The organism is uncultured Gordonia sp. (assembly GCF_937858515.1).
Lineage (GTDB): Bacteria > Actinomycetota > Actinomycetes > Mycobacteriales > Mycobacteriaceae > Gordonia.
Genome location: NZ_CALLZT010000175.1, coordinates 14,717 through 35,726 on the forward strand (window position 1 = coordinate 14,717; position 21,010 = coordinate 35,726).

The 21,010-nt window shown below is 66.0% G+C and carries 25 protein-coding genes; 24 read left to right on the forward strand and 1 reads right to left on the reverse strand.

What is annotated here, in order from left to right:
- The first annotated feature begins 16 nt into the window (after nucleotides 1-16).
- Genes Q0627_RS17275 through Q0627_RS17285 form a run of 3 tightly spaced genes read left to right on the forward strand, consistent with a single transcriptional unit; the run spans nucleotide 17 to nucleotide 3,707 of the window.
- On the forward strand, nucleotides 17-1,492 hold the full coding sequence (locus tag Q0627_RS17275; RefSeq protein ID WP_291016850.1) for a phage portal protein: 1,476 nt from the start codon (nucleotides 17-19) through the stop codon (nucleotides 1,490-1,492).
- Nucleotides 1,489-3,462, forward strand: a complete 1,974-nt coding sequence (locus Q0627_RS17280; protein WP_291016848.1) for a hypothetical protein — start codon at nucleotides 1,489-1,491, stop codon at nucleotides 3,460-3,462. Before Q0627_RS17275 ends, Q0627_RS17280 begins: the two co-directional genes overlap by 4 nt.
- Nucleotides 3,459-3,707 carry a hypothetical protein gene (locus tag Q0627_RS17285; protein ID WP_291016846.1) on the forward strand — a complete coding sequence of 83 codons (249 nt, stop codon included), beginning with the start codon at nucleotides 3,459-3,461 and terminating at the stop codon, nucleotides 3,705-3,707. Before Q0627_RS17280 ends, Q0627_RS17285 begins: the two co-directional genes overlap by 4 nt.
- Before the next feature lie 82 nt (nucleotides 3,708-3,789).
- Here the strand turns inward: Q0627_RS17285 and Q0627_RS17290 are convergent, their stop codons facing one another.
- The gene (locus Q0627_RS17290; protein WP_291016843.1) at nucleotides 3,790-4,035 is read right to left on the reverse strand and encodes a hypothetical protein; all 246 of its coding nucleotides are present in this window, start codon (nucleotides 4,033-4,035) and stop codon (nucleotides 3,790-3,792) included.
- Between the two features lie 95 nt (nucleotides 4,036-4,130).
- Here Q0627_RS17290 and Q0627_RS17295 point away from each other — a divergent pair, with 95 nt between their 5' ends.
- From Q0627_RS17295 to Q0627_RS17395, 21 genes are all read left to right on the forward strand, one after another.
- Nucleotides 4,131-4,304, forward strand: coding sequence for a hypothetical protein (locus Q0627_RS17295; RefSeq protein WP_298811648.1), 174 nt, complete (start codon nucleotides 4,131-4,133; stop codon nucleotides 4,302-4,304).
- A 205-nt stretch (nucleotides 4,305-4,509) separates the two neighbouring features.
- Nucleotides 4,510-5,178 carry a hypothetical protein gene (locus Q0627_RS17300; RefSeq protein ID WP_291015088.1) on the forward strand — a complete coding sequence of 223 codons (669 nt, stop codon included), beginning with the start codon at nucleotides 4,510-4,512 and terminating at the stop codon, nucleotides 5,176-5,178.
- 50 nt (nucleotides 5,179-5,228) lie between these two features.
- Complete coding sequence (locus Q0627_RS17305; protein ID WP_291015090.1) at nucleotides 5,229-6,185, forward strand: major capsid protein; 957 nt, start codon at nucleotides 5,229-5,231, stop codon at nucleotides 6,183-6,185.
- Nucleotides 6,182-6,424 (forward strand): hypothetical protein, encoded by a 243-nt coding sequence (locus Q0627_RS17310; RefSeq protein WP_291015092.1) that lies wholly within the window; start codon nucleotides 6,182-6,184, stop codon nucleotides 6,422-6,424. Before Q0627_RS17305 ends, Q0627_RS17310 begins: the two co-directional genes overlap by 4 nt.
- Nucleotides 6,421-6,837 (forward strand): hypothetical protein, encoded by a 417-nt coding sequence (locus tag Q0627_RS17315; RefSeq protein ID WP_291015094.1) that lies wholly within the window; start codon nucleotides 6,421-6,423, stop codon nucleotides 6,835-6,837. Before Q0627_RS17310 ends, Q0627_RS17315 begins: the two co-directional genes overlap by 4 nt.
- Nucleotide 6,838: 1 nt before the next feature.
- Entirely contained in the window at nucleotides 6,839-7,231 is a 393-nt protein-coding gene (locus tag Q0627_RS17320; protein ID WP_291015097.1) for a hypothetical protein, read from the forward strand.
- A gap of 14 nt (nucleotides 7,232-7,245) precedes the next feature.
- Nucleotides 7,246-7,515 (forward strand): hypothetical protein, encoded by a 270-nt coding sequence (locus Q0627_RS17325; protein WP_291015100.1) that lies wholly within the window; start codon nucleotides 7,246-7,248, stop codon nucleotides 7,513-7,515.
- A gap of 12 nt (nucleotides 7,516-7,527) precedes the next feature.
- Entirely contained in the window at nucleotides 7,528-7,842 is a 315-nt protein-coding gene (locus Q0627_RS17330) for an HK97 gp10 family phage protein (RefSeq protein ID WP_298811652.1), read from the forward strand.
- On the forward strand, nucleotides 7,842-8,309 hold the full coding sequence (locus Q0627_RS17335; protein WP_291015104.1) for a hypothetical protein: 468 nt from the start codon (nucleotides 7,842-7,844) through the stop codon (nucleotides 8,307-8,309). The genes Q0627_RS17330 and Q0627_RS17335 overlap by 1 nt, the downstream gene beginning before the upstream one ends.
- A 140-nt stretch (nucleotides 8,310-8,449) precedes the next feature.
- Nucleotides 8,450-9,310: a hypothetical protein gene (locus tag Q0627_RS17340; protein WP_298811657.1), complete on the forward strand. Its 861-nt coding sequence runs from the start codon at nucleotides 8,450-8,452 to the stop codon at nucleotides 9,308-9,310.
- Complete coding sequence (locus Q0627_RS17345) at nucleotides 9,310-9,729, forward strand: hypothetical protein (protein WP_291015109.1); 420 nt, start codon at nucleotides 9,310-9,312, stop codon at nucleotides 9,727-9,729. Before Q0627_RS17340 ends, Q0627_RS17345 begins: the two co-directional genes overlap by 1 nt.
- Complete coding sequence (locus Q0627_RS17350) at nucleotides 9,705-10,190, forward strand: hypothetical protein (RefSeq protein WP_291015111.1); 486 nt, start codon at nucleotides 9,705-9,707, stop codon at nucleotides 10,188-10,190. Before Q0627_RS17345 ends, Q0627_RS17350 begins: the two co-directional genes overlap by 25 nt.
- A 24-nt stretch (nucleotides 10,191-10,214) precedes the next feature.
- Nucleotides 10,215-15,503, forward strand: coding sequence for a phage tail tape measure protein (locus Q0627_RS17355; protein ID WP_291015114.1), 5,289 nt, complete (start codon nucleotides 10,215-10,217; stop codon nucleotides 15,501-15,503).
- Nucleotides 15,500-16,345 carry a hypothetical protein gene (locus Q0627_RS17360; protein WP_291015116.1) on the forward strand — a complete coding sequence of 282 codons (846 nt, stop codon included), beginning with the start codon at nucleotides 15,500-15,502 and terminating at the stop codon, nucleotides 16,343-16,345. Before Q0627_RS17355 ends, Q0627_RS17360 begins: the two co-directional genes overlap by 4 nt.
- A gap of 9 nt (nucleotides 16,346-16,354) precedes the next feature.
- Nucleotides 16,355-17,977, forward strand: a complete 1,623-nt coding sequence (locus Q0627_RS17365; RefSeq protein ID WP_291015118.1) for a hypothetical protein — start codon at nucleotides 16,355-16,357, stop codon at nucleotides 17,975-17,977.
- 10 nt (nucleotides 17,978-17,987) lie between these two features.
- The gene (locus tag Q0627_RS17370) at nucleotides 17,988-18,362 is read left to right on the forward strand and encodes a DUF2744 domain-containing protein (protein ID WP_291015120.1); all 375 of its coding nucleotides are present in this window, start codon (nucleotides 17,988-17,990) and stop codon (nucleotides 18,360-18,362) included.
- On the forward strand, nucleotides 18,355-19,053 hold the full coding sequence (locus Q0627_RS17375; protein ID WP_291015122.1) for an N-acetylmuramoyl-L-alanine amidase: 699 nt from the start codon (nucleotides 18,355-18,357) through the stop codon (nucleotides 19,051-19,053). Before Q0627_RS17370 ends, Q0627_RS17375 begins: the two co-directional genes overlap by 8 nt.
- Nucleotides 19,050-19,295 (forward strand): hypothetical protein, encoded by a 246-nt coding sequence (locus Q0627_RS17380; RefSeq protein ID WP_291015124.1) that lies wholly within the window; start codon nucleotides 19,050-19,052, stop codon nucleotides 19,293-19,295. The genes Q0627_RS17375 and Q0627_RS17380 overlap by 4 nt, the downstream gene beginning before the upstream one ends.
- Complete coding sequence (locus Q0627_RS17385) at nucleotides 19,292-19,573, forward strand: hypothetical protein (protein WP_291015127.1); 282 nt, start codon at nucleotides 19,292-19,294, stop codon at nucleotides 19,571-19,573. The genes Q0627_RS17380 and Q0627_RS17385 overlap by 4 nt, the downstream gene beginning before the upstream one ends.
- 1 nt (nucleotide 19,574) lies before the next feature.
- Nucleotides 19,575-19,949, forward strand: coding sequence for a hypothetical protein (locus Q0627_RS17390; protein ID WP_291015130.1), 375 nt, complete (start codon nucleotides 19,575-19,577; stop codon nucleotides 19,947-19,949).
- Nucleotides 19,946-21,010, forward strand: a complete 1,065-nt coding sequence (locus tag Q0627_RS17395) for a hypothetical protein (RefSeq protein WP_291015133.1) — start codon at nucleotides 19,946-19,948, stop codon at nucleotides 21,008-21,010. Before Q0627_RS17390 ends, Q0627_RS17395 begins: the two co-directional genes overlap by 4 nt.

Sequence of the window (21,010 nt, forward strand, 5' to 3'; positions counted from 1 at the left end):
CAAGGACAAAGTGGCGATGGTCGATAGCGTGCAGGATCGGTTGCGGATCGGTGTGGCTGAGATCGAGTCGCGCGCTGCGCTGTTCGATCATCGGCAGGGCTACTTCGACGGGGATCAGCGGTTGCCGTACGCGCCGCCGGGGGTGTCGGTCGAATATCTGGAGCTGCGGCGGCAGGCGCTGGCGAACTGGATTCGGCCGGCGCTCAATGCTCCGGTGCAGCGGATGGATGCCGAGTCGCTCAGTTTCGCCGACACCGGCAAGACCGATCCGGATGTGTGGCAACACGTCTGGGTGACCAACGACCTGGAGACCCGTCAGCGGATCGTGTACGAGTCGATGATGACGCACGGACGGGGCGTGTTGTCGGTGTCGAAGGCCGGCGCTGGTGCGAAGGTGTCGGTGGAGTCGGCGCGCCGGGTGTATCTGCATCCCTCGCCGGAGGACCCGTTCACGCCGGCGTTCGCGGTGAAGATGTGGACCGAGACCGCCCGGCCTGCCTCGGCGCTGTGGGTGCCATCGGCCGTGGATGTGACCGGTGCGAAGACGATCGCGGTGCTGTACACCGACACCACGTGTCATCGGTTCGAGCGGGCCGGGCATGCCGGGCCCGGTGCGTGGGAGTTGGTGCGTGAAACCGACCATGGTCTCGGCGATATTCCGTTCGTGCAGTTCGGTCACCAGGTCGACGCCGACAACGTCCCTCGCTCGCCGGTCGACGACCTGGAGGCGTTGCAGGATGCGATCAACACGATCCGCTTCAACACGTTGCTGGCGATGCAGTTCTCTGCGTACCGGCAGCGGGTGGTGGTCGGGTATGACCCGGTGATGCGGGACGCGGCGGGTGAGGTCGTGTACGTGCGGGATGAGGGCGGTGAGGTGGTGATCGGTCCGGATGGGCAGCCGGTGCCGCAGTTGCGGCAGGCCGGGCGTGCCTCGGTGGATCGGATGCTGGTGTTCCCCGGCGCGGACACGAAGGTGTTCGACCTCGCGGAGTCGAATCTGGACCGGTACATCTCGGTGTACAAGGCGTTCCTGACTGATCTGTTCAGCAAGGCTCAGGTACCGCCGCAGTACGCGCTGGATCGGATGGCGAACTTGTCCGGGGATGCGCTCTCGGGTGCCGAGTCGACGCTGACCTCGCTGGTGGCCGAGCTCAAGCGTGAGGTGGTCTCGGGGATGCGGAAGGTGCTGCGTCTGACCGACGTCGCGCGCGGCCAGGAGCCGAGGAACCGGACGATCGATTGGGCTGACACCGAGCCGCGGTCGTTCGCGCAGACCGTCGACGGCGTCGTGAAGCTCGTGTCGGCCGGGTTCCCACGTAAGGCTGCGTTCGACATGCTGCCCGGTGCGACGCCGGCCAAGCTCGAAAACTGGATGCAGATGCAGCAGGACGAGGCTGCGGACGCGTTCGGTGCGCGGATGCTCGAGCAGTTCACCACCGACCTTTCCGGTGACGATGTATCGGGCGGGATCGGCCGCGCCGGTAGATGATTCCGGAGCAGGCACGCCAGTTCTACACCGAACAGCGTGCCTTGCAGGCTCGTGCGTTGCGGGTGCTGGCGGCGATCTGGGGCGATCGGGCCCCGGACGATTTCGATGCGTGGTTCGCGGCGAACGTCGACGACATGGTCGCCACGCTCACCGCGGCGCAGACTGAGGCAGCCGGTCAGGGCCTGGACTACGTCGGGGCGGTGCTCGACGAGCAGGGTGGCGACATCTCCCCCGACGTCGACGTCGACCCGTCGCCGTTGGTCGGGGTGGCCGGTGATGGCCGGGCATTGGATTCGTTGTTGTACGGGTCGGTGATCTCGGCGCGGCGGGCGATCGCGCGGGCGCCGGAAGTGAACCTGGCGTCGATCCGCGACGGCTGGGTGAATGCGGGTTTGGCGGCGTTGACGACGCGAGCTCAGACCGTGATCGCCGATACCTCGCGGGTTGCGACGGGGTTGGGGATCATCTCGCGGCCTGGTGTCGGGTATACGCGGATGCTGGTCGGGTCGTCGTGCTCGCGGTGCGCGATCCTCGCCGGCCGCGTGTACGGGTCCAGGGACGCCTTCGACAGGCATCCGAGGTGCGACTGCAGGCATATCGCCGCTCGGGCGTCGGATCTGGAGGACCGCACGGTCGATGCCCGATCGTATTTCGAGTCGCTGAGCCAGTCCGAGCAGGACCGGGAGTTCACGGCCGCCGGCGCGCAGGCGATCCGGGACGGCGCGGACCCGGCGCAGGTGGTGAACGCCCGGCGCGGTGCGGGCCTGAGTTTCGCCTCCGGCCGGTTGACGAACGACGAGCTGGCGGCGATCCGGCGTGGTCGGCCGCGCGCGCAGGTGTTGCCGACGACGACGGAGGCCACCACCAAGAGGGGGTGGGCGGGCAAACGCATGCGGATGGAGGGAACACCGATGCCTCGGCTGATGCCGGAGGCGATCTATCAGGCAGCTCGCACTCGTGAGGATGCGGTCGAGCTGCTCGGCAAGTACGGCTACACGGCACTTCCTCCCGAGCTGAAACGGAAGACACCACGCCGGAGAGGTGATGGTTCCGGCGATGATTATGTGGATCTTGACGCGGCGGCCGAAAAAGGTGGCAGGCGGCGCCGGTCGAAAGCGTCCGGCACGGGACCACCACGCAAGCCACCTGCTGGTCGCGCTACGACAGGCGGCGGCGACTTCGAGCGGGACCGCGCCGCGTACCGTTCGACGCCGATCGACAAGCGTGATCTTGACCCGCGGTTCGCCGACGACTTGGGCACGGTTCTCGACGAGTACAAAGCGGGCCACGAACGGTACGGGGTGGCATCTCGGCGCCTGGCGCGTGACTTGTCAGGGCGTGTGAGGTCAAGAGGCCGACGCGGCGACGGCGAGTTCATCGTCGACTTCCACGAGGTCGAGCCGGGTGCTGACCAGATTGTGATGCGGGGGACGATCTCGCGGGTCGTGGATGGCCGCCGAGAGAAGGCCGGACCGATCGAGAGGATCTTCAGTCGGGATGACGACGGGCGCCTGGTCGTGGACAACGCCGGCATGTACCTCAACGAGGAGTCAGACGACCACGAGGGCCGCGGGTTTGCCACCGCTTTCGCCCCTCGGCTGGAGCGGTACTACCAGCGGTCGGGCGTAGATCGGATTGAAGTGTTCGCGGCGGCTGAGAACGGCGGGTACACGTGGGCTCGCCAGGATTTCAGGTGGGACAAGAACAAACTGGATAAATCGATCGACAACATCGTTGGCCGCCTGCACTATGTGCGATTCCAAGCGACCACACGTGAGGACCGTGAGGCGATTGACGCGATGCTGGAACGTCTGACAGACGGGGGAGCTGTCCGCCCGATCGACGAGCTGCCAACGCCACGTGAGATCGCCGGGTTACGCACTCAGGGAACACCGGACCTTGGTGCACAGGTTATGCTCGGATCCAATTGGTATGGCGTCAAGAAGCTGTCGGGAGGTGCGTCGCGGTGAGCGAACTGGATCCACGTATGGAGGACCTGATGCGCCGACAGGAACTGGAGGCGCAAGAGTTGTCTCGGCAGTTCTACTCGGAGTACCCGCACCTGGATCCCGTTCAATTGCAGGAGTATGAGCACGGCGGCGATATGCCGTTGCCGACCTACGATGAACTGCAATTGGAAGACGACTTCTTCGCCGCGGCACGTGAGCGGTGGTCGCGCGAAAAGGGCGAGCTACGGGCCAAGATCAAAGGCTGAGAGGGCCGCTTCGTCCGCTTGAGGGCGGATGACACAGGTATAAATCGCGCTGCCGGCATGAAAACTGGCATATTTCAACACCCTATTTCGCGGTGCGGGTGCGGGAGTGGCCGGGTTGGTAGGTGGCGTGCCAAGTGTCGATGGTGGCCGGTTTCCAGCCGTAGGTGAGGCCGCGGCCGCCGGTGCCGTCGTGTTCGCCGATTTGGGCGTCGGGTAGGGGGAATCCGTTGTCTTGTCCTGCGATTCGGCGGGCGACCATGGATTTGATGCTGCCGTAGGGGATGTTGTGTCGTTCGGCGATCTGGCGGACGGAGAGGTATTTGTGCACGTCGTAGAGGGTAGCATCCCACGGGTTGCGTAAGAATCCGTAGGGATGCTACATTGGTGTCACAACCAAGGCACCACCTACGAAAGGCCAAGACAATGAGGAACTTCCGCGAGATCGCCACCGGCAGCCGGGTCATCAACATCCGGATCAAGGAACAGACCCGGGAGTTGGTGAAGGGGACGCTGGTCGCCGACGCCGGCGAATGCGCGATCGTCGAGTGGGACGGTGACCTGAACCCGGTGACCGAGCCGTGGGCGGATATCGCCTGACCGGCGGGGCCGGGGGCTCCGGTCCCCGGCCTGGCGTGTGCCGGTGTTTGCGAGTCGGGTTATCCACAGGCATACTGAGCTCGTTGGTTTCCCCATGCCCGGGTTCGGGTGTGGGGTTTCTGCGTTTGAGGGCCTCGCGGGATGCGGGGTCCTTTTGTGTTTCTTAAGCCGTGGGATGCGGTGTCCGAGATGGAGGAAACTTTAGATGTCACGTAAGACCCTGGCACTCAACGCTGTTCGGGCGTGTGTGCCGGACGAGCTCGACGAGTTCGCGACGCACCGGTCGTCGAAGAGCGCGTACTGGAAGTTCCCGCGGCGTGATGCCGCAGGACACGGTGGTGGTGGCGGTATCACCGGTGGTGCCGGTGGTGCCGGCGGCGCAACACCCCCACCGGCCGACGGTGCTGGCGGCGCAACACCCCCACCGGCCGACGGTGCCGGCGGCGATGACTTCAAGTCCGAGCAGTCCGAGCAGGCTGTACTGACGGATCTGGCGGCCGCTCGGCGCGAGCGAGACGAGGCGCTGGCCAAGCTGGCGGCGATCGATGATGCGAGCAAGACCGAGGAGCAGCGGCAGGCTGAGGCGGCCAAGCAGCAGGCTGCCGATCTCGCGGCGGCGCAGCTCAAGAACGCCCAGTACGATGCGGCGGACGCGGCGGGGCTGCCGATCGCGTATGCCAAGCGGATCGTCGGTGCGACCGCTGAGGAGATGGCGGCGGACGCGAAGGCACTCAAGGCTGATCTGGACAAGCAGGTGTCGTCCGGTCAACGCACCGATGGTGCGGGCGCCTCTGATGCCGGCGGTTCGGCGGAGGTATCGCCGGGTATGGGACGTCTCGAAGCGACGTACTCGACGAGCAACAGCAACAAGTAGTTTCCCGGTGGCCATAGCCCTCGGGGCAACCAGAGAAAGGACAGAGCGCTATGGCACTCACACTGGCCCAGTCGGCAGTGATATCTACCAATCAGCTGTCGAAGGCTGTGCAGGAGATCTTCGTTCAGCAGAATCCGATTCTGGACCGGATTCCGCTGATGACGATCCAGGGCAACGCGTTCGCCTACAACGAGGAACTGACGCTGCCCGGGGTGGCCTTCCGCGGGGTGAACGAGGGTTACACCGAATCGACGGGCACCTTCAACCAGAAGACTGAGGGGCTGGTCATCCTCGGTGGTGACGCCGACGTCGACCGGTTCATTCAGCAAACCCGCTCAAACCTGGCCAACCAGCGCGCCGAGCAGACCAAGCTGAAGGTGAAGGCGCTCTCGTTCAAGTTCTCCGACCACTTCTTCAACGGTGACGTGGCGACCGAGACGAAGGGGTTCGACGGGCTCAAGAAGCGTCTGACCGGCGCGCAGGTGCTCGACGCGGCGGCTAACGGTCTGCCGATCGTCGGTAACGGGTCGTCTGATCCGCACGTGTTCTTCGACAAGCTCGACGAGCTGCTCGCGTCGGTGCCGGGCCTGGACGGGTCCAACGGCGCGCTGTACGCGAACGCTGCGGTGATCGCGAAGATCAAGTCGGCGGGTCGTCGGATCGGTGGCACCGAGATGGTGCGTGAGGATCTGACCGGTAAGCGGGTGGTGCAGTACAACGGCATCCCGGTTCTGGACCCGGGTTCGACGGCGGCTGGTGCTGCGGTGCTGCCGCAAACCGAGACCGTCGGGTCCTCGTCGGTGACCTCGTCGATCTACGCGGTGCGTTTCGGCAGCTCCGAGGGCGATCACGCCGTCACCGGCCTGACCAACGGCGGTGTGCAGGTGTACGACCTCGGCGAGTTGCAGGAGAAGCCGGCACTGCGTACCCGGATCGAGTTCTACGTCGGTCTAGGTGTGTTCGGTGGCCGTGGTGCGGCTCGTCTGCGTGGGGTGCTGGCGGCATGAGTGAGGACCCCGGGTTGGACGAGTCGGCTGACATCGATGACGCCGTCGATGAGCAGCCGGCCGAGGAAGTGAGCGTGTCTGCGGCGGGGAAGCCGAAGGCACGGCGCCGGCCGAAGGTCTCGGCGAAGTCTGCCGATCGGGTGGAGACGTTCCTGCGTCGTAGTGCCGACGACGGCCTGCTGGTGGAGGTCACGCGCAATCTCGACACCGGCGAGCAGACGGTGACCGTCGTCGAATGACCGGTCCCGTGCACACGCTGGTCTCGGCGTCGGATGTGTGTACGGTCCTGGCGCGTGAGGTGCCTGATGCCGGGTCGGTGTTGCGGGCCCAGCTCGACGAGTTGTGTGTGCAGGCTGCGGCCGAGATCCGGCATCGGGTGCCGGCGGTGGATGCACGGTTGACCGCGGGGTCGTTGTCGGCGGTGCGGGTGCGTGGCATCGCGTGCGACATGGTGATTGCGGCGCTGGAGAATGTGGAGCTCGGGTTCCGGTCGACGGGTGAGTCGTATCCGGAGCTGGGGACCACGCAGGTGGCGGCGGCGAATCGGATGCTGGTGGAGATGACTGATTCTCAGCGTGCGGCGTTGATGCCGCCGGACCCGCTCGCCGGTGCTGATGGTCGGGGCGGCATGTTCTTCGTGCCGCTGAGCTGACATGCGGTTCATTCAGCGGTGGCAGGTGCGGGCACCTCGTCCGACGGTCGTGGATCTGTCGACGGGGAACCGGATTCCGGGGCCGGCGCCTGCTGCGGTGCCGGTGTGGGGCGTTCTGCAGGAGCGGTTCCCGGAGAACATGCAGACCGAGCTGGGTGCTGGTGTGCGGTCGCATCCGTTGCGGGGTGTGGTCGTTGATCAGCCGTTGCTGTGTTTGGAGCCGGCCGCGGCCGCGTTGGGGATCACCACCGCCCATCAGGTGATCGGGCCGGACGGCGCGGTGTGGTCGGTGGTGCGGATTCCGGTGCACCGGCATCGGCACCGGTTCTGGTCGCCGCCGGTCAGGTATGTGGCGCTTTATGTTCGGCGCTCAACGGACATCATCGAACAATAGGAAGAAGGTCAATCGTGGCTGTGCAGTCTGAGCTCGTGGAATGGGCCGACGCCGACGGCAGAAAGCATGTCGGCTCGCGCAACGGGTCTGCGTACAAGAAGCATGTGGCGGCCGCGCAGCACGCCGCGCCGACACCCGACGCTGCCGAGGTCGACGCCGACAAGGTGGACGAGGATAAGCCCGCCGATGATGGGCCTGCGGCGCAGGACAATCCGGTCGCCGAGGACAAGCCTGCTGCGGTGAAGGCGCGGCCTGCCTCGTCCAAGGCTGCGGCCGGCAAGTAGGGGCCTGGTCCGGTGGGGTTGTCGCTGTCGGCTCGGGCCAGCGCTGACTATCAGTCGGCGCGGCGTGAGGCGTACGAGTCCTCTACTGAGCAGCGTGCTCAGATCGCCCATCAGATCGGTGACGAGGCGCGTGCTGAGGCGCCGGTCCTGACCGGTGCCTATCGCGATGGTGTGAGTGTGGAGGTCGACGGGTCGGACGTGATGATCGTCGACAACGATCCGGATGCCTTCTACAAGGAGTACGGCACCTCCAAGTCGCCGGCGCATGCGACGTTGACGAATGCGGCCTCACGCCATGGCGCCTATACCGGGTTCTCGCCGCGCTGATGTTGCCGTTCGCGCCGGGTGCTGCTCGTGAGATCCTGCGCGCTGACCCTGATTTCGTGGCGCTGGTGGGTGCTGATCCGTCGGTGATCACCACCCGCGAGTTGCCTGATCCGTTGGTGCGGCCGTGCGTGACGATCGCGGCTGCGATCAACCGGCGGCTCAATGAGCAGGTGTCGTCGGTGCGGTTGATGCTCAATGCGTGGGTGCCCAAAGCTGAACTGCTGGTGGACAATCTGGGTCTGGTGATTGATCCGGAGGAGCTGGCGTGGAATATCGCGGCTACGGCCGGGCAGATTCTGGATATGCGCCGGATGATGGGCCGCGGCCCGTCGTTCGAGTTTCGTGGCGCGCGGTGGCGTGGTGTGTGGGATGAGGGTCCCACCACGCTCGTCGATGTTGAGCGGGGCCCCGATAATCCGATTTATCGTGCGGTGATCCAGGTTCAGATGAACATCGGGAAACAGTAGCGCCGCAGTAGTTTTCACCGCCCGACCGGGGTGGTGACTGATGGGCCCGGGGTGAGGGCGGCTCCCGCTCCGGGCCCGGCCCAACCGAGAAGTTTGTTCTTGCCCACATGGTGTGGGCGACCAAGATGGGAGAGGTTCTTGTGAGCACCACACCTGACAATTCGAAGGCGTATGTGTGGCAGGACGGTGATGCGTTCCGCGCACCGGCCGGCACCGCGCTGCCGGCCGGTGCGTTCGGAGCGCTGCCGCTGATCTCGGGTACCGCACCGAATGAGGTGAACTGGGATCCGTTCGGCGGTATCCAGGCCGGATTCGAACGCACTCCGGATCAGGAGACGACCAAGCACCGGATCTTCAACTACCGGCAGGCGGCGTACGCGGTGAGCCGGGGTCCGCTGGAGCAGACCACCAAGTTCCGGGCGGTCGACTACTCGAAGGCGTCGGTGCTGACGGTGCTCTCCGGTGGGTCGATCACCGAGACCGCTCCGGGGTCGGGGATCTTCGAGTGGCTCTTCGGTGACGGCGACGAGTTCGCGTTCTTGTGTCTGCTGGCCGAGCCGTCGAATGCTTCGGCGTTCCGGATGGGGTTCTACACGCCGAAGGCGACGCTGGCCACGCCGCCGCCGCAGAAGATCGACGGCACGAGTCTGGACGGCTGGGATCTGGAGATCGTGTCCCTGGCGCCGCTGGTGCCGATCACGAACATCAATCCGCTGGCCATCACCCCGACCGCCTGGGCGGTCACGATCACCGGCACCCCGACCGGCGGTGACTTCACGCTGACCGTGAACGGTCAGATGACTGCGGTGATCGCGCACAACGCGGCGGCCGCGGCGGTCAAGGCCGCGCTGGAGGCGCTTTCGACGGTGACCACGGCGACGGTGACCGGTTCGGCCGGTGGCCCGTACGCGGTCACCCTGGCCAATGGTGGGACGCTGTCGGGCAGTGGTGCCGGTCTGACCGGTGGTAGCTCGCCGGCGGTGTCGGTGGTCGCGGCCTGATGCCCAAGACCAGCAGTAAGGCAGCCGCCGCCGAATCCGTGACGGGTTCGGCGGCGGCTTCTGCCGTGGAACGGGTCGATCTGCTCGACGCGCTGGAGGTCGGTGAGCCGGGGTTGGCGCCGTTGCCGGCGGTGTTCGCCGGTGTCGAGTTCGCGATCAACCGGTATTATCCGGCGGCGGTGATCTGGGAGTGGTCGGACCTGCAGCGTGAGGACACCTCGTCGTGGACGGACGAGCAGATCCGGACAGGGAATCGGAAGATTCTGCGGATCATCATCGCCGCCGATGATCACGACATGATCGATCCGTTGCTCGATGAGATCGGTAAGCGGTCGATCCCGGAGGCCCGCCGTATCTTCGCGTACCTGAACAATCGGGCCGGGTTGACGGACAAGTGGGGAAACGTGTTGGCGCTCTGACCTGCCTGGACGCTGTCCGGGATGGTTGGGGCGCGCTGATTGGCCGGTTCCGTCGGCAGTACGGCGCAGATCTGCGGGAATTGCTGGTCTCGTTGCCGTGGCAGGATCTGGCGATCCTGGTCGACGAGCTCGACTCGGCGTGGTCGGACACCGACGAGAACACCGCACGCCTGGTGGACCTGATCAATTACCAGGTCGAGTGCGAGCACGTGCGGTCGACGACGTCACCGGCCGAAGCCAGACGCGCGCAGCGTGAGTTGGCCGGGCGGGCGGCGCCGCCGGTGCCGATCATCCGGCCGGTGGCGCGCCGGCCCGCGGCGGTGCACGCCCGGTTGATGGTGCAGTACGAGGAGCTGATGGCGCGCCATGAGGGTGCGGTCGAGACACCGGCGGGTCAGATGGACCCGCGGGCGTTGCTGTCGCTGCTCCATCTTGACCGGTCTGATCTGGTCGTCGTCTAACGAATCCGAGGAGGTGAATCTGATATGGCCGGTGGCCGGATCGAGATCGATGTCGCGATCAACGATGAGGGTGTGGCCGAGGGCATCGACAATGCGTTGTCTGCGGCCACCGATGCGGTCAAGACCGCGGCCGGGGTGATGGGGTTGGCGTTCCTCGGTGGTGGTGTCTCCGATGCGATCTCGCACATCGTCGGGGTGGGTACCGACCTGGATACGGTGCTGAATCAGATCAAGGGCACCTCGGGGGCGACCGCGCAGGAGATGGCGGCCATCTCCGATAAGGCCAAGCAGCTCGGTAACGATATGACGTTGCCGGCGACGTCGACGAGCAAAGCCGCCTCGGCGATGCTGGAGCTGTCCAAGGGTGGGTTGTCGCTCAAGGATTCGATGGATGCGGCGAAGGGGTCGCTGGCGCTGGCGGCGGCGGCGCAGATCGACGCTGGGCGGGCTGCGGAGATCCAGGCCGATTCGATCAACACCTTCAACCTCAAGGCCACCGACGCCGGGCATGTCGCCGATGTCCTGGCGAACGCGGCCAACAAGTCCAGTGCCGAGATCGAGGACATCGCACAGGGTCTCGCGCAAGCGGGGGCGGTGGCGTCCGGGTTCAACATGACGATCGACGAGACCGCCGGCGCGTTGGCGGTGCTGGCGTCGAACGGGATCAAGGGCTCGGACGCGGGCACGCTGCTCAAGTCTGCGCTGCTCGCTCTGCAGGACACCGGTGAGCCGGCGTCGGCGGCGATGGAGGAACTCGGGATCTCCGTCTATAACGCGAAGGGCAAGTTCGCTGGGTTCGGTCCGATCATGGCCCAGCTCAAGAAGGCCTCCGGGGAGCTGACCGAGGAGCAGTACAACCAGGCCACCTCCACCCTGTTCGGCTCTGATGCGATGCGCCTGTCGATGATCGCCGCCAACTCCAGCGCGGGCGCGTTCAAGGACATGACGAAGGCGGTCGGCGAAGCGGGGTCGGCGCAGCGGCTGGCGGCTGCCTTCAATGAGGGTCTGCCGGGGGCGATGGAGCGTATCCAGAACTCGGTGGAGTCCGCGGAGCTGGCGATCTATGACCTGCTGCGTGGGCCGATGACCGAGATCGCCTCGTTCGGTGCGGACAAGATCGGTGCGTTCTCCGAGTGGCTGTCCTCCGATGACATCACCGCCGCCGGGAACGCGTTGCGGCCGCTGGCCGATCAAGTAGGCAAGATCGGTCGATCCGTCGCTGAGACCGGTAAGGATCTGGTGGCCGCAGGCGGGGCGGTGTCCACCTTCGGTGAAGGCGCGAAGGTCGGGGCGGGTGTGGCGATCGCCGGCCTGCAGCCCGTGCTCGGCGTCGTCGGCGGGGTCGTGAGTGCGTTCAACGCGCTGCCAGGCCCGATCCAGACCGCTGCCCTGGCAATGGGTGCCCTCGCGATCGCCCGCAACAAAATGAGTGCCTCACTGTCGCGGGTGACCAACATCAACGAGGCATCCCGGTGGCAGCGTGCCACGTTGGCGCTGCGGGACTTCAACGGGAGCATGCGGACTCAGGCGGCGCTGGCGCGGTCTGCCGGTCAGACCCTGTCACCGCTGCAGCGAGTCATGGCGGGATACCGGACATCGACGTTGGGCAGTGTGTCGGCGATGCGTGGGTTCACGACGCAGGTCGGTGATATCCGGCGTGGCGCGGAGGCTGCGGGTACCCCGATCTCCCGGTTGTCGGGGACGTTCCGGGCGATGGGTGAGCGGTCGGGGTCCCTCGCCGCGATCGGGCGGTCGTTCACGAATGCTCAGACGTCGATGTCGCGGTTCGGGTCGGTGGTGTCGTCGACGGCGGGCACGGTGTCGGCCGGGATGACCACGATGCGGGTCGGGGCGTCCGGTCTGATGGGTGCCCTCGGCGGTCCGTGGGGGGTGGCGATCGCCGGTGCGGTGGCCGGGTTGTCGCTGTTTGCCCAGCATCAGCAGAAGGCCAAGGCGGCTGAGGCCGAGCATAAGCAGATGGTGGACTCGCTGACCCAGTCGATCAATCTGCAGACCGGTGCGCTCAACAATGCCGGTAAGGCGCAGATGGCCAAGACGTTGCAGGACAAGGGAATCCTGACCGACGGGTACGAGCTGGGGTTCGACAAGAAGACGTTGGTGAATGCGGCTTCGGGTGACAAGAGGGCGATTGAGCGGTTCAACGCGGGCAAGGATCGTGCGCTTGCCGATCAGCTGAAGGGCAACCAGTGGGCCACGGGTGTGGCCGAGAAGACGGGCATGTCCGATGTGGAGATCGCACAGGGCCTGTATGGGGCGAAGGCGCAGCAGGACAAACTCAAGGCCACCAAGTACACCTACACCGACGGTCAAGGCCGCGAGCAGGAACGTTCGTACTACGAGGCGTTGACCGAGACGCTTGATGAGACGTCGCGGGCGTATCTGGATCTGTCGTCGAAGATGGGCGGCTACATCGGCGACACCGCGCAGGCGAACCGGCTCGCGCAGGAGCAGGCGGAGGTGACCGGGAAGGTCGCCGACAATGTGATCGATCTGCGCGAACAGCTCGGCGCGTTGCCGAAGGGGCAGTCGGTGGAGCTCGATGCTGATCAGATCGCCGGCGCCGAGACCCTGATCGACAAGCTCGGGTTCTCCATTCAGGAGTTGCCCAACGGTAAGTTCCGGGTGACCGCTGATACCGCGTCGGCGGGTGCGAAGCTGACCAGGATCGCCGAGTCGATTGCGGCGACGGATATTCTGCGGGCGAACCCGACGATCGACGCGGATACGACGGTGTTCGAGGCCGGTAAGTACAAGGTCGATAAGGATCTGGCGGCGCTCGGGAAGACGATCACTGATCCGACGGTGCGTGGCAGCTTCGACAAGTGGACCAAGGGCAAGGATTTGACCTTGCTCGACATCGCGCGTCTGGACACGCTGCGCACTGATCCGAAGATCGGTGCGAAGTTGCAGGAGTGGCTGGATGCGAAGGCTCAGGTCGATCAGTGGCAGCCGCCGGCCAAGCGGCAGACGGTCACGGTGGAGTATGTGGCGTATCAGAATCCGTTCTCGACGAACGGTACCGCGGTCGGTCAGCATTACGCCAGCACGCAGTATGCCGGTGGTGGGCAGGTGCGGGGGTATGCCGACGGTGGTGGTGTCGGGACCGATGGTGCGATCCGGGGGCCGGGTTCGGGGACCTCGGATTCGATTGCGGCGATGGTGCCGGTGGGTGGGCATGTGTTCACCGCGGCCGAGACCGCCGCGGCCGGTGGTCCCGATGGGCTGAATCGGGCGTTGGCGGCGCTGGCCACCTCGTCGGCGTCGGTGCCGGTGGCCGGTGGTCCGTTGACGGCGGTGCGCCTGTCCAATGGTGAGTTGTATGCCGACCCTGCGAAGGTGGCCGCGGCCGGTGGGCATGCGGCGATACTGGCGCTGCGTCAGCAGCTGCGCAGCCCGGCCGGGCATTCACTGGGTGGCGCGGTGTCGGCTGAGCAGGTCGGTAAGGCCAACGACGGCCTGCCTTATATCTCCGGTGCGCGCGATTGTTCGATGTGGGTGTCGTGGATTGTGCAGGCCGCCAAGGGGGAACCGCTGCAACGGTTGTTCACGACGTATTCGTTGCTTGATGGTCAGACGGCGGGGTTGCAGGCGGGGGCGTCGGCGTCGGATCTGATCGCGGTCGGGACTTCGCGTGAGCATATGGCGGCCACGGTGATGACCGCCGACGGGCCGGTCAATACCGAGTCCGGTGGTAATTCGCAGCCCTCGCAGGTGCGGTGGGGCCGCGGCGCTGCGGGTGCGTTCGATCCGCAGTTCACCAACCGGTATCACCTGCCGATCAATTTGATCAATCCGGCGCCGACACCGGAGGACAAGCCGGCCGATGATCGGTCCCCGTTCATTCCGGATGCGGCTCAGAACAAGAAGGATCAGGAGCTCGCCCGCGGCGGCGACAAGGCCGAGCAGAAGCAGACCATTGAGGCGCCGACCGCGCCGAAGTTGGAGGATGTGGCCGCTGAGGCGGCGCGGATCGGTGTGCGGGGGTTGCTGGAGACGTTCGGGTTGGAGGATTCGGCGCTGGCCGATCCGGATTCGACGACGATCGGGCGGGCGGTGACGATCGCGCAGAACACCGACCGGTACCGGCGTGAGCAGGCGCAGGCACCGACGGCCACCGACGATGAGGGCGACGGTAAGAAGTCGTCGACCAAGCGGTCGCAGGCCGAGAAGGACGCCGACGATAAGGCGTTGCTCGATCTCAAGACCAAATATGAGCGGGAGAAGCTGGACCGTAAGCAGGCCTACGAGCGTGAGCAGGCCGCGATCCGGGCGGCGAACAAGGACAAAGACGTGCGTGCGCAGAAGCTCCTGGATCTCAAGCAGCAACGTGACCGCGACGAGCTGGATAAGAAGTTCGCATATCAGGCTGAGCAGCGGCGGATCAAGGAAACCGATTCGACGGGCACCTCGGGCACCGACACCGCCAATACTGCGGGCACTTCCACCAATGATGGAACCTATTCCGGGCGTGTGCATCCCAAGGACGAGACCGACCCGTACCAGATGGTGAACGCTGCCCCGTACAACGCGGCGTTGGGAACGGTGCAGTGGGACAAGCAGATCGCGGCGGCATTGCAGATCACCGGGATGCAGGCCTCCTACAACGAGATCATGCGCGCGCAGGGTGATATCGAGTCCAAGGGTGATCCGAAGGCGCTCGGGCCGGTGTCGGCCGACGGCACGCCGTCGGGGGTGTGGCAGGTCAAGCCGCCGACGTTCGCGTCGATGCGGGACGACAAGCTCCCTGATGATGTGTTCAACGTGCTCGCCAATGGTGTGGCCGCGCTGAACTGGACGGCCAAGCGGTGGGGTGGTCCGCAGAATGTGTGGCCGACGACCCTCGGTTATGCCGACGGTGGTGTGTGGTCCCAGCGTGCCAAGGCCGGCGGTTTGGACCCGATGCCGGCGACCAAGGCTGCGGTGGTGGCGGCCGATGCGTGGCGGGTGATCGGTGATCGTGCGGTCGCTGATGAGTTTTTCATCCCGGACACCGATGATCCGCAGCATGTGGCGATCGGCGCCGAGTGGGCCCGCCGGCGCGGGTTGCAGCTGGTGCAGATGCATGCCGACGGTGGGATCGCCGCGCGTGCTCAGGGCGGGCAGGCCGGTCTGTCGCAGGTCCTCGCCGAGCCGCGGACCGAGGTCCACAACCATGAGGGCTCGCGGTATGAGTACAGCGGTCCGGCTGAGCAGGCCGGTGACTTCTTCCGCGGTGCGCGCCGGCACGACAACATCGTCACCCAGGGCGCCGGTATCGCGCGGATCGGGCGTAAGGGTGTGCGTCGGCGGTGACGGTGCGCCTGGTCGACGACACGCTGTTGCGGATCTACGACTGGCGTGGGTCCGGTGACTTCGTCGAGTTGTCGGGGCCGCGGCAGAACACCCACGGCGCGCAGCTGCTCGAAGGGCTCGGCGGGATCTTTGATGCGCCGGTGACGCAGGTGGAGATCCGGGCGGCGACGTTGCCGGGTGCGATCCCGGTGACTGTGCGCGTGGCCAAGCGGGCCATCGATCTGCCGGTGATCGTGCAGGGCGCCGATTCGATCGCCTGGCAGTGGTGGAACCGGAGGTTGCGGCGGCTGTTGTCGCCGACCCATGATTCACCGTTGGTGGTGGCGACGTTGCCGTGGGGTCCGCGGTGGATCGGTGTGCGGCTGCGGGAGAATCCTGACGATGTGTTCGGCGTCGATCCGACGTTGTCCCGCTCGCACATCTGGAACTTGCAGTTCGATGCCTACGATCCGGACTGGCGTAGCCGCGACCTGACGGCGACGTGGCGTAACACCGCCGGCACCGGATACGGGAACCTGCGGATCGCCAACCGCGGAGATCGTCGGTCGTATCCGAAGTGGGTGGGTGGGGCCGGGGATTGGGTGTTGCAGCAGTCGCCGGGCGGGTTGTGGAATCCGTTGCCGCGCATGGCTGCCGGTGAGGAGTGGGTGGCCGACTCGCATCCGCTGGCCTTCCAGTTGCAGTCCACGGCCAACCCGAACAAGTGGGAGCTACTCCAGCGTGGGTTCACCCGGTGGATTGAGGGTGAGGGCGAGTACGTGTTCGGGGTGAAGGTCGCCGGGTCGTCGTCGGCGTGGTGCCAGCTGCGGCTGGAGCAACGGTTCTCACACCCGTGGGGCTGAGGGGCTGAGATGTCGGGGCCGATCGATCCGGATGCGGTGTACCACCAGCTCAAGGCGGTGCAGCACCAGACTCGGCGTGAGCATTTCGAGTCGGCGCTGATTCGGTGGTGGGACGGCGACATGAACATCAACATCGAGGTCCGTTCGGACATCTTCTCCGAGGGTGAGGACCCGGTCTATGCGGTCGGTGGTGCCACGTGCCAGGTGCCCTACCGCTCCCCTGAGGGGTACTTCGCCTACGACTGGGTTCCCGCCGACGCTGATCTGAATATGACGGTGGAGGTGCACGGGTACGACGACCGTGTCGGGTACAAGGCGCTCAGCGTCGACTTGGTGACCGACGAGGACGGCACCGAGTGGGTGGAGGTCACGTTCGTCTCGTTCTTGGCGTATTGGGAGTCGCAGATCCTGATGGCGATGCCGTTGCTGCCGGCGGCGTTGCAGCTGCCGAAGCTGTTCGCGATCCCCGGCGACACCCGCACGGTGTACCTGCTGAGTTTCTGGCTCAACCTGCTGCAGACCTACTCGCCGCTGTGGCGGGTGCCCGATTCGGTGACCCCGGAGGGGATCGCCGACTCGATTGATCCTTCACGCTGGCCGCTGGTGGTCGCCCCGACCGGGCTGCTGGGCACGTTCACCAAACCGACGATCACCTCGTGGCGCTTCGACATGGCGTTGCCGGCGATGACTCAGGGACTCAAGGACGCCGAGTGCATTCCGATCGCCCGGCCGTGGCTGGTCGGTGACCGGCAACCGTTCCCTCAGTACATGAGGCTCTCGCGTAACTGCGTGATCATCGACATCGAGCACCACCCACGCACACCCGGGCTGGTCGGCACATTGCTCGGCGGGCTGATCCAGCTCGTCGTGTCCCTCGGGACGAACCTGGTAACTCAGGTGACTCACCCGGTGCTGGACCCGAACGTGATGCCGGCGTTGCCGTCTCAGCATGCGCTCGGCAATCAGGTGGGGTTGCCGCCGGCGCAGCCGTGGCCGGTGTACCGGCTGGGTCAGTACTCGGGTCTGGTGGGCACGAGGGTGGCGAAGAAGAAGTCGACCGGGACGATCTTCTGGACCGGTGGCCGTTCCCCGGAGTGGGTCAATCAGGGCATCACCTTGGCGATCACGACGGCGCTGAGCTACATAGGGTGGCTGATGGCCATCCCGGGGTTGGCGCACTTGTATCAGGGGCAGCTCGACAATGTGGTGCTGGCGTTCGCGAAGGTCGAAGACACCGCGCGGGCCCGGCGCGCCGGGAGGTTCGCGCTCAAGCATGTGTGGTGCGCCGAGGGCTCAACGGGTTTCGGCATCAGCACGGCGCTCGCACTCCGGAAGGGTTGGTATGACTCGCGGCCGCGGATCGTGCGGCACGCCGAGATCATTGACGGGTTCCCGTATTTGGTGGGCAAGCACATCCGCAAGGGCACGATGTGCTGTTTCGAGATGCCCGACGGGTCTCTGTATATCGATCAGATAACGAACATCAAGTGGCGTCGTGATGAGGAAACCGCCGGTCTGCGACGCACTTTGGTGGTCGGCGATGACGACGAGGACGAGGACCCGATCGCCCAGTTGTGGCGGCACGCCAACGATCTGCGTGAGATCGCCAAGAAACTGTTCCTCGAGAAGTGAGGTGTGGGCTGTGTCCGGTGAGGTGTGGCGGGGGCCGTCGGCGGCGGATCTGCAAGGTCCGCACCGGTTTGCCGAGTTCTTCCGGGACATGCCGATCCTGGACGGCGGCAACGCGTTGTATCTCGACGACGCCCAGCGTGATCGGCTCGGCTGCCACGCCGAGGCGTGCGGGCTGCGGAAGACCGCACCGCGCCAGATCAAGTACTGGCCGTCCCCGCGTGGCCAATCCGGTTGGGGCAACACCGGTTTGTGGGTGCCCGCCGACACCCCGGACCCGCCGGAGCTGGCCACACCTGATCCGGCGGCGATGACACCGGCTGAGCGGCAGGTGCTGCGCGCCCAGCTCGCCGCGTTCGACGATGACGAAGGAGACGACGATGCCTGACTATGCGACCGTGACCGCCGATTACACGCGGTTGATGACCAAGCATTTCACGAAAGGTCGTGGTGCAAGCAAGATCCGGTTCGTCACTCGCCATCACAACGCCGGGATCTCGACGACCGATCAGACGTGGCAGACGTGGCAGAGGCGTGAGGCGTCGGCGCACTATCAGATCGAGGTGTCCGGCCGGGTGGGGCAGCTGGTGTACGACGCCGATACCGCGTGGGCCAACGGTGACGTCGCGGCGAACGCTTCGGCCATCGCGATTGAGCACTCGAACTGTGGTGGTGCCGAGCAGGATTGGCCGATCGCTGACGCGACGATCGTGGCCGGTGCGAAGTGGGCCGCGGCGCTGTGCGTGTTCTACGAGCTCGGTCGCCCCGAGTACGGCAAGAACATCCGCGATCACAAGAACTTCTACGGCACCGGCTGCCCGTGGCATCTGGCCGCCGACCACGAGGGCCGGCCGGGCAAGTACCACGCACGGTGGATGCAGGTCGCCCAGGACCACTACGACTCCATGACGAGAGGAACCCCGACCGTGTCGACTCCGAATCTGCTGCAAGAGATCTGGGATCAGCTGCGCGGCCCGAACGGCAAGGGGTGGCCGCAGCTCGGTGGCCGCACGATCGTCGACTCGCTGGCCGAGGTACACGCCAAGCTCGACACGCTGATCAAGGGAATGGGCAAATGAACATCGCTGACCGACCTCGCGACGACGTGCTGCACCTGCTGTCGCTGTTCGAGTGCGACCATCTGCCTCCGCACCTGCGCATGGTGTCCGAACAGTGCAGGTCCGTGGCGCTGACGATGGTCAACCGATCCATGGCCGGTCCGGAGCTGACGGCCGGGTTGCGGAAGTTGTTGGAGGCCAAGGACTGTTTCGTCCGGCAGGCCGTGATCGATGCTCGCAGTGCTCAGGGTCCGGACCTATGAGCGCTGACGAGGTGCTCGTCGACGTGCTGCGTGCCCAGCTGGCAGCGCAGCCGTGGTGGCGCACATCAGCGAACACCGTGACCTCGGCGGTGACGCTGGGTGTGAATGCGGTGTGGCTGCTGGTGTCGTTCGGTGTGGATGTGGACCCGATGGTCATCGCAGTGGTGGCCGCGCTCGTGCAGCTGCTCGGGGTGGTCGGGGTCAAGCTCACCCCGAACGGGGTGACGGCCCGGCAGATCGACGAGCTGGAGGCGTACGTGGGGCGGCATCGTGCCTGACATGCCTGCGGGCACGCATCCGCTGGTGTGGTTGTCGGCGATCATCATGCTGACCACCCCGACGCTGGTGATGACGATCCGCAACGCACGGTCGGCGGCGGCGGTGCGTGACTCGACGGTCAACGACCACCCGCGGCCGCTGCGTGATGATGTCGACGACGTCCTGTCCGAGCTGCGGGCGTTGCGTGCTGAGGTGGCCGAGCTGCGCGCGGAGGTGCGTGCCATCGATGAGCGCACCGCGCGCATCGGGACCGAGGTCCGTGAGGACCGCACGTTTCGGCGTGACGGGGATGCCCGGGTCAATAAGGCTGTGCGCGATCTTGAGCACCGAGTCGACACCGTGATCAGCAAATACCATCCGGAGGAGTTGGCGTGACGAACAATCTGGGGACCTATCTCGGGGATGTGCTGCTCAAGGCGAAGGTGTTCGGGTTGGCCACCCCACCGGGTGAGCCTCCGCTGCAGCATGCGCAGCTGTCGGTGGTCGGTGATGACGCATCGCTCGGCATCCCGGTGTTGCGTGGTGATCCGGGTGCGGCCGGTGCGCCGGCGGCGCCGTTCAAGTGGCAGTTCCCGTCGCTGGATTCGGCTTCGGAGTTGCCGACGCTGACCAACACACCGACCGATGTCGGTAAGGCGTACGTGATCAATGACGGCACCGGCACCGCCGACATTGCGTACTGGACCGGCACCCAGTGGCGGTACTTCGTCGATGCGTTCGGGCCGGGTCTGCCTGGTCCGGTCCCTGACATCACCGTCGACGGTGAGCTCGTCGCCGCCGGTGATCCGTTCGCGGTGGTGGTGTCCGGGACCGCCGAAGCTCCGCACCTGCATTTCCAGGTGCCCGCCGTACCGGGCCCGCAAGGTCCGTCGGGGCCGTGGCAGCTCTACGACGACACCCAGACCAGGGACACCGGTGATGTGCCGGTGTGGTCGGATGCGGCCGCGAAGTACGAGCCGCGGTCGTTGCTGGAGCTGGGGTCCTTCCCGCGGGTGCTGCGCTACACCCAGCCCGAAGGTGCCTTCACCGCGTACACGGGGACGAACGGGTCGCACACGATGTGCGTCATGAGTCTGCCGTCGCTGGCGTACGCCTATCACGTCGATGTGCATGGGCATGTGCGGGTCTCGCGTGCCGGTGATGCGACGACGCGGGTGGCGATCGTGGTGCGACTCGGTGACGCGTCGTCGGGGCAGATCGTCGGCAAGGGCATGGCGGTCGAGTCCGGGCCGTGCATCATCGTGCCGCACTACTCCTCGCAGGAGTCGGGGAAGACGAACCTGACGGCGACCCCTGATGGTGCGACCGGCCGCACCGCGGCCGAGGCCTCGGCGTTGCTGTACGCGACGGCGGTGGTCGTCGACGGGGCGGGGTCGTGGTCGGTGGCCGCAGTGGATGCGCAGCTGTCGGTGTCGTTGATCCCGGCGAACGCCTGA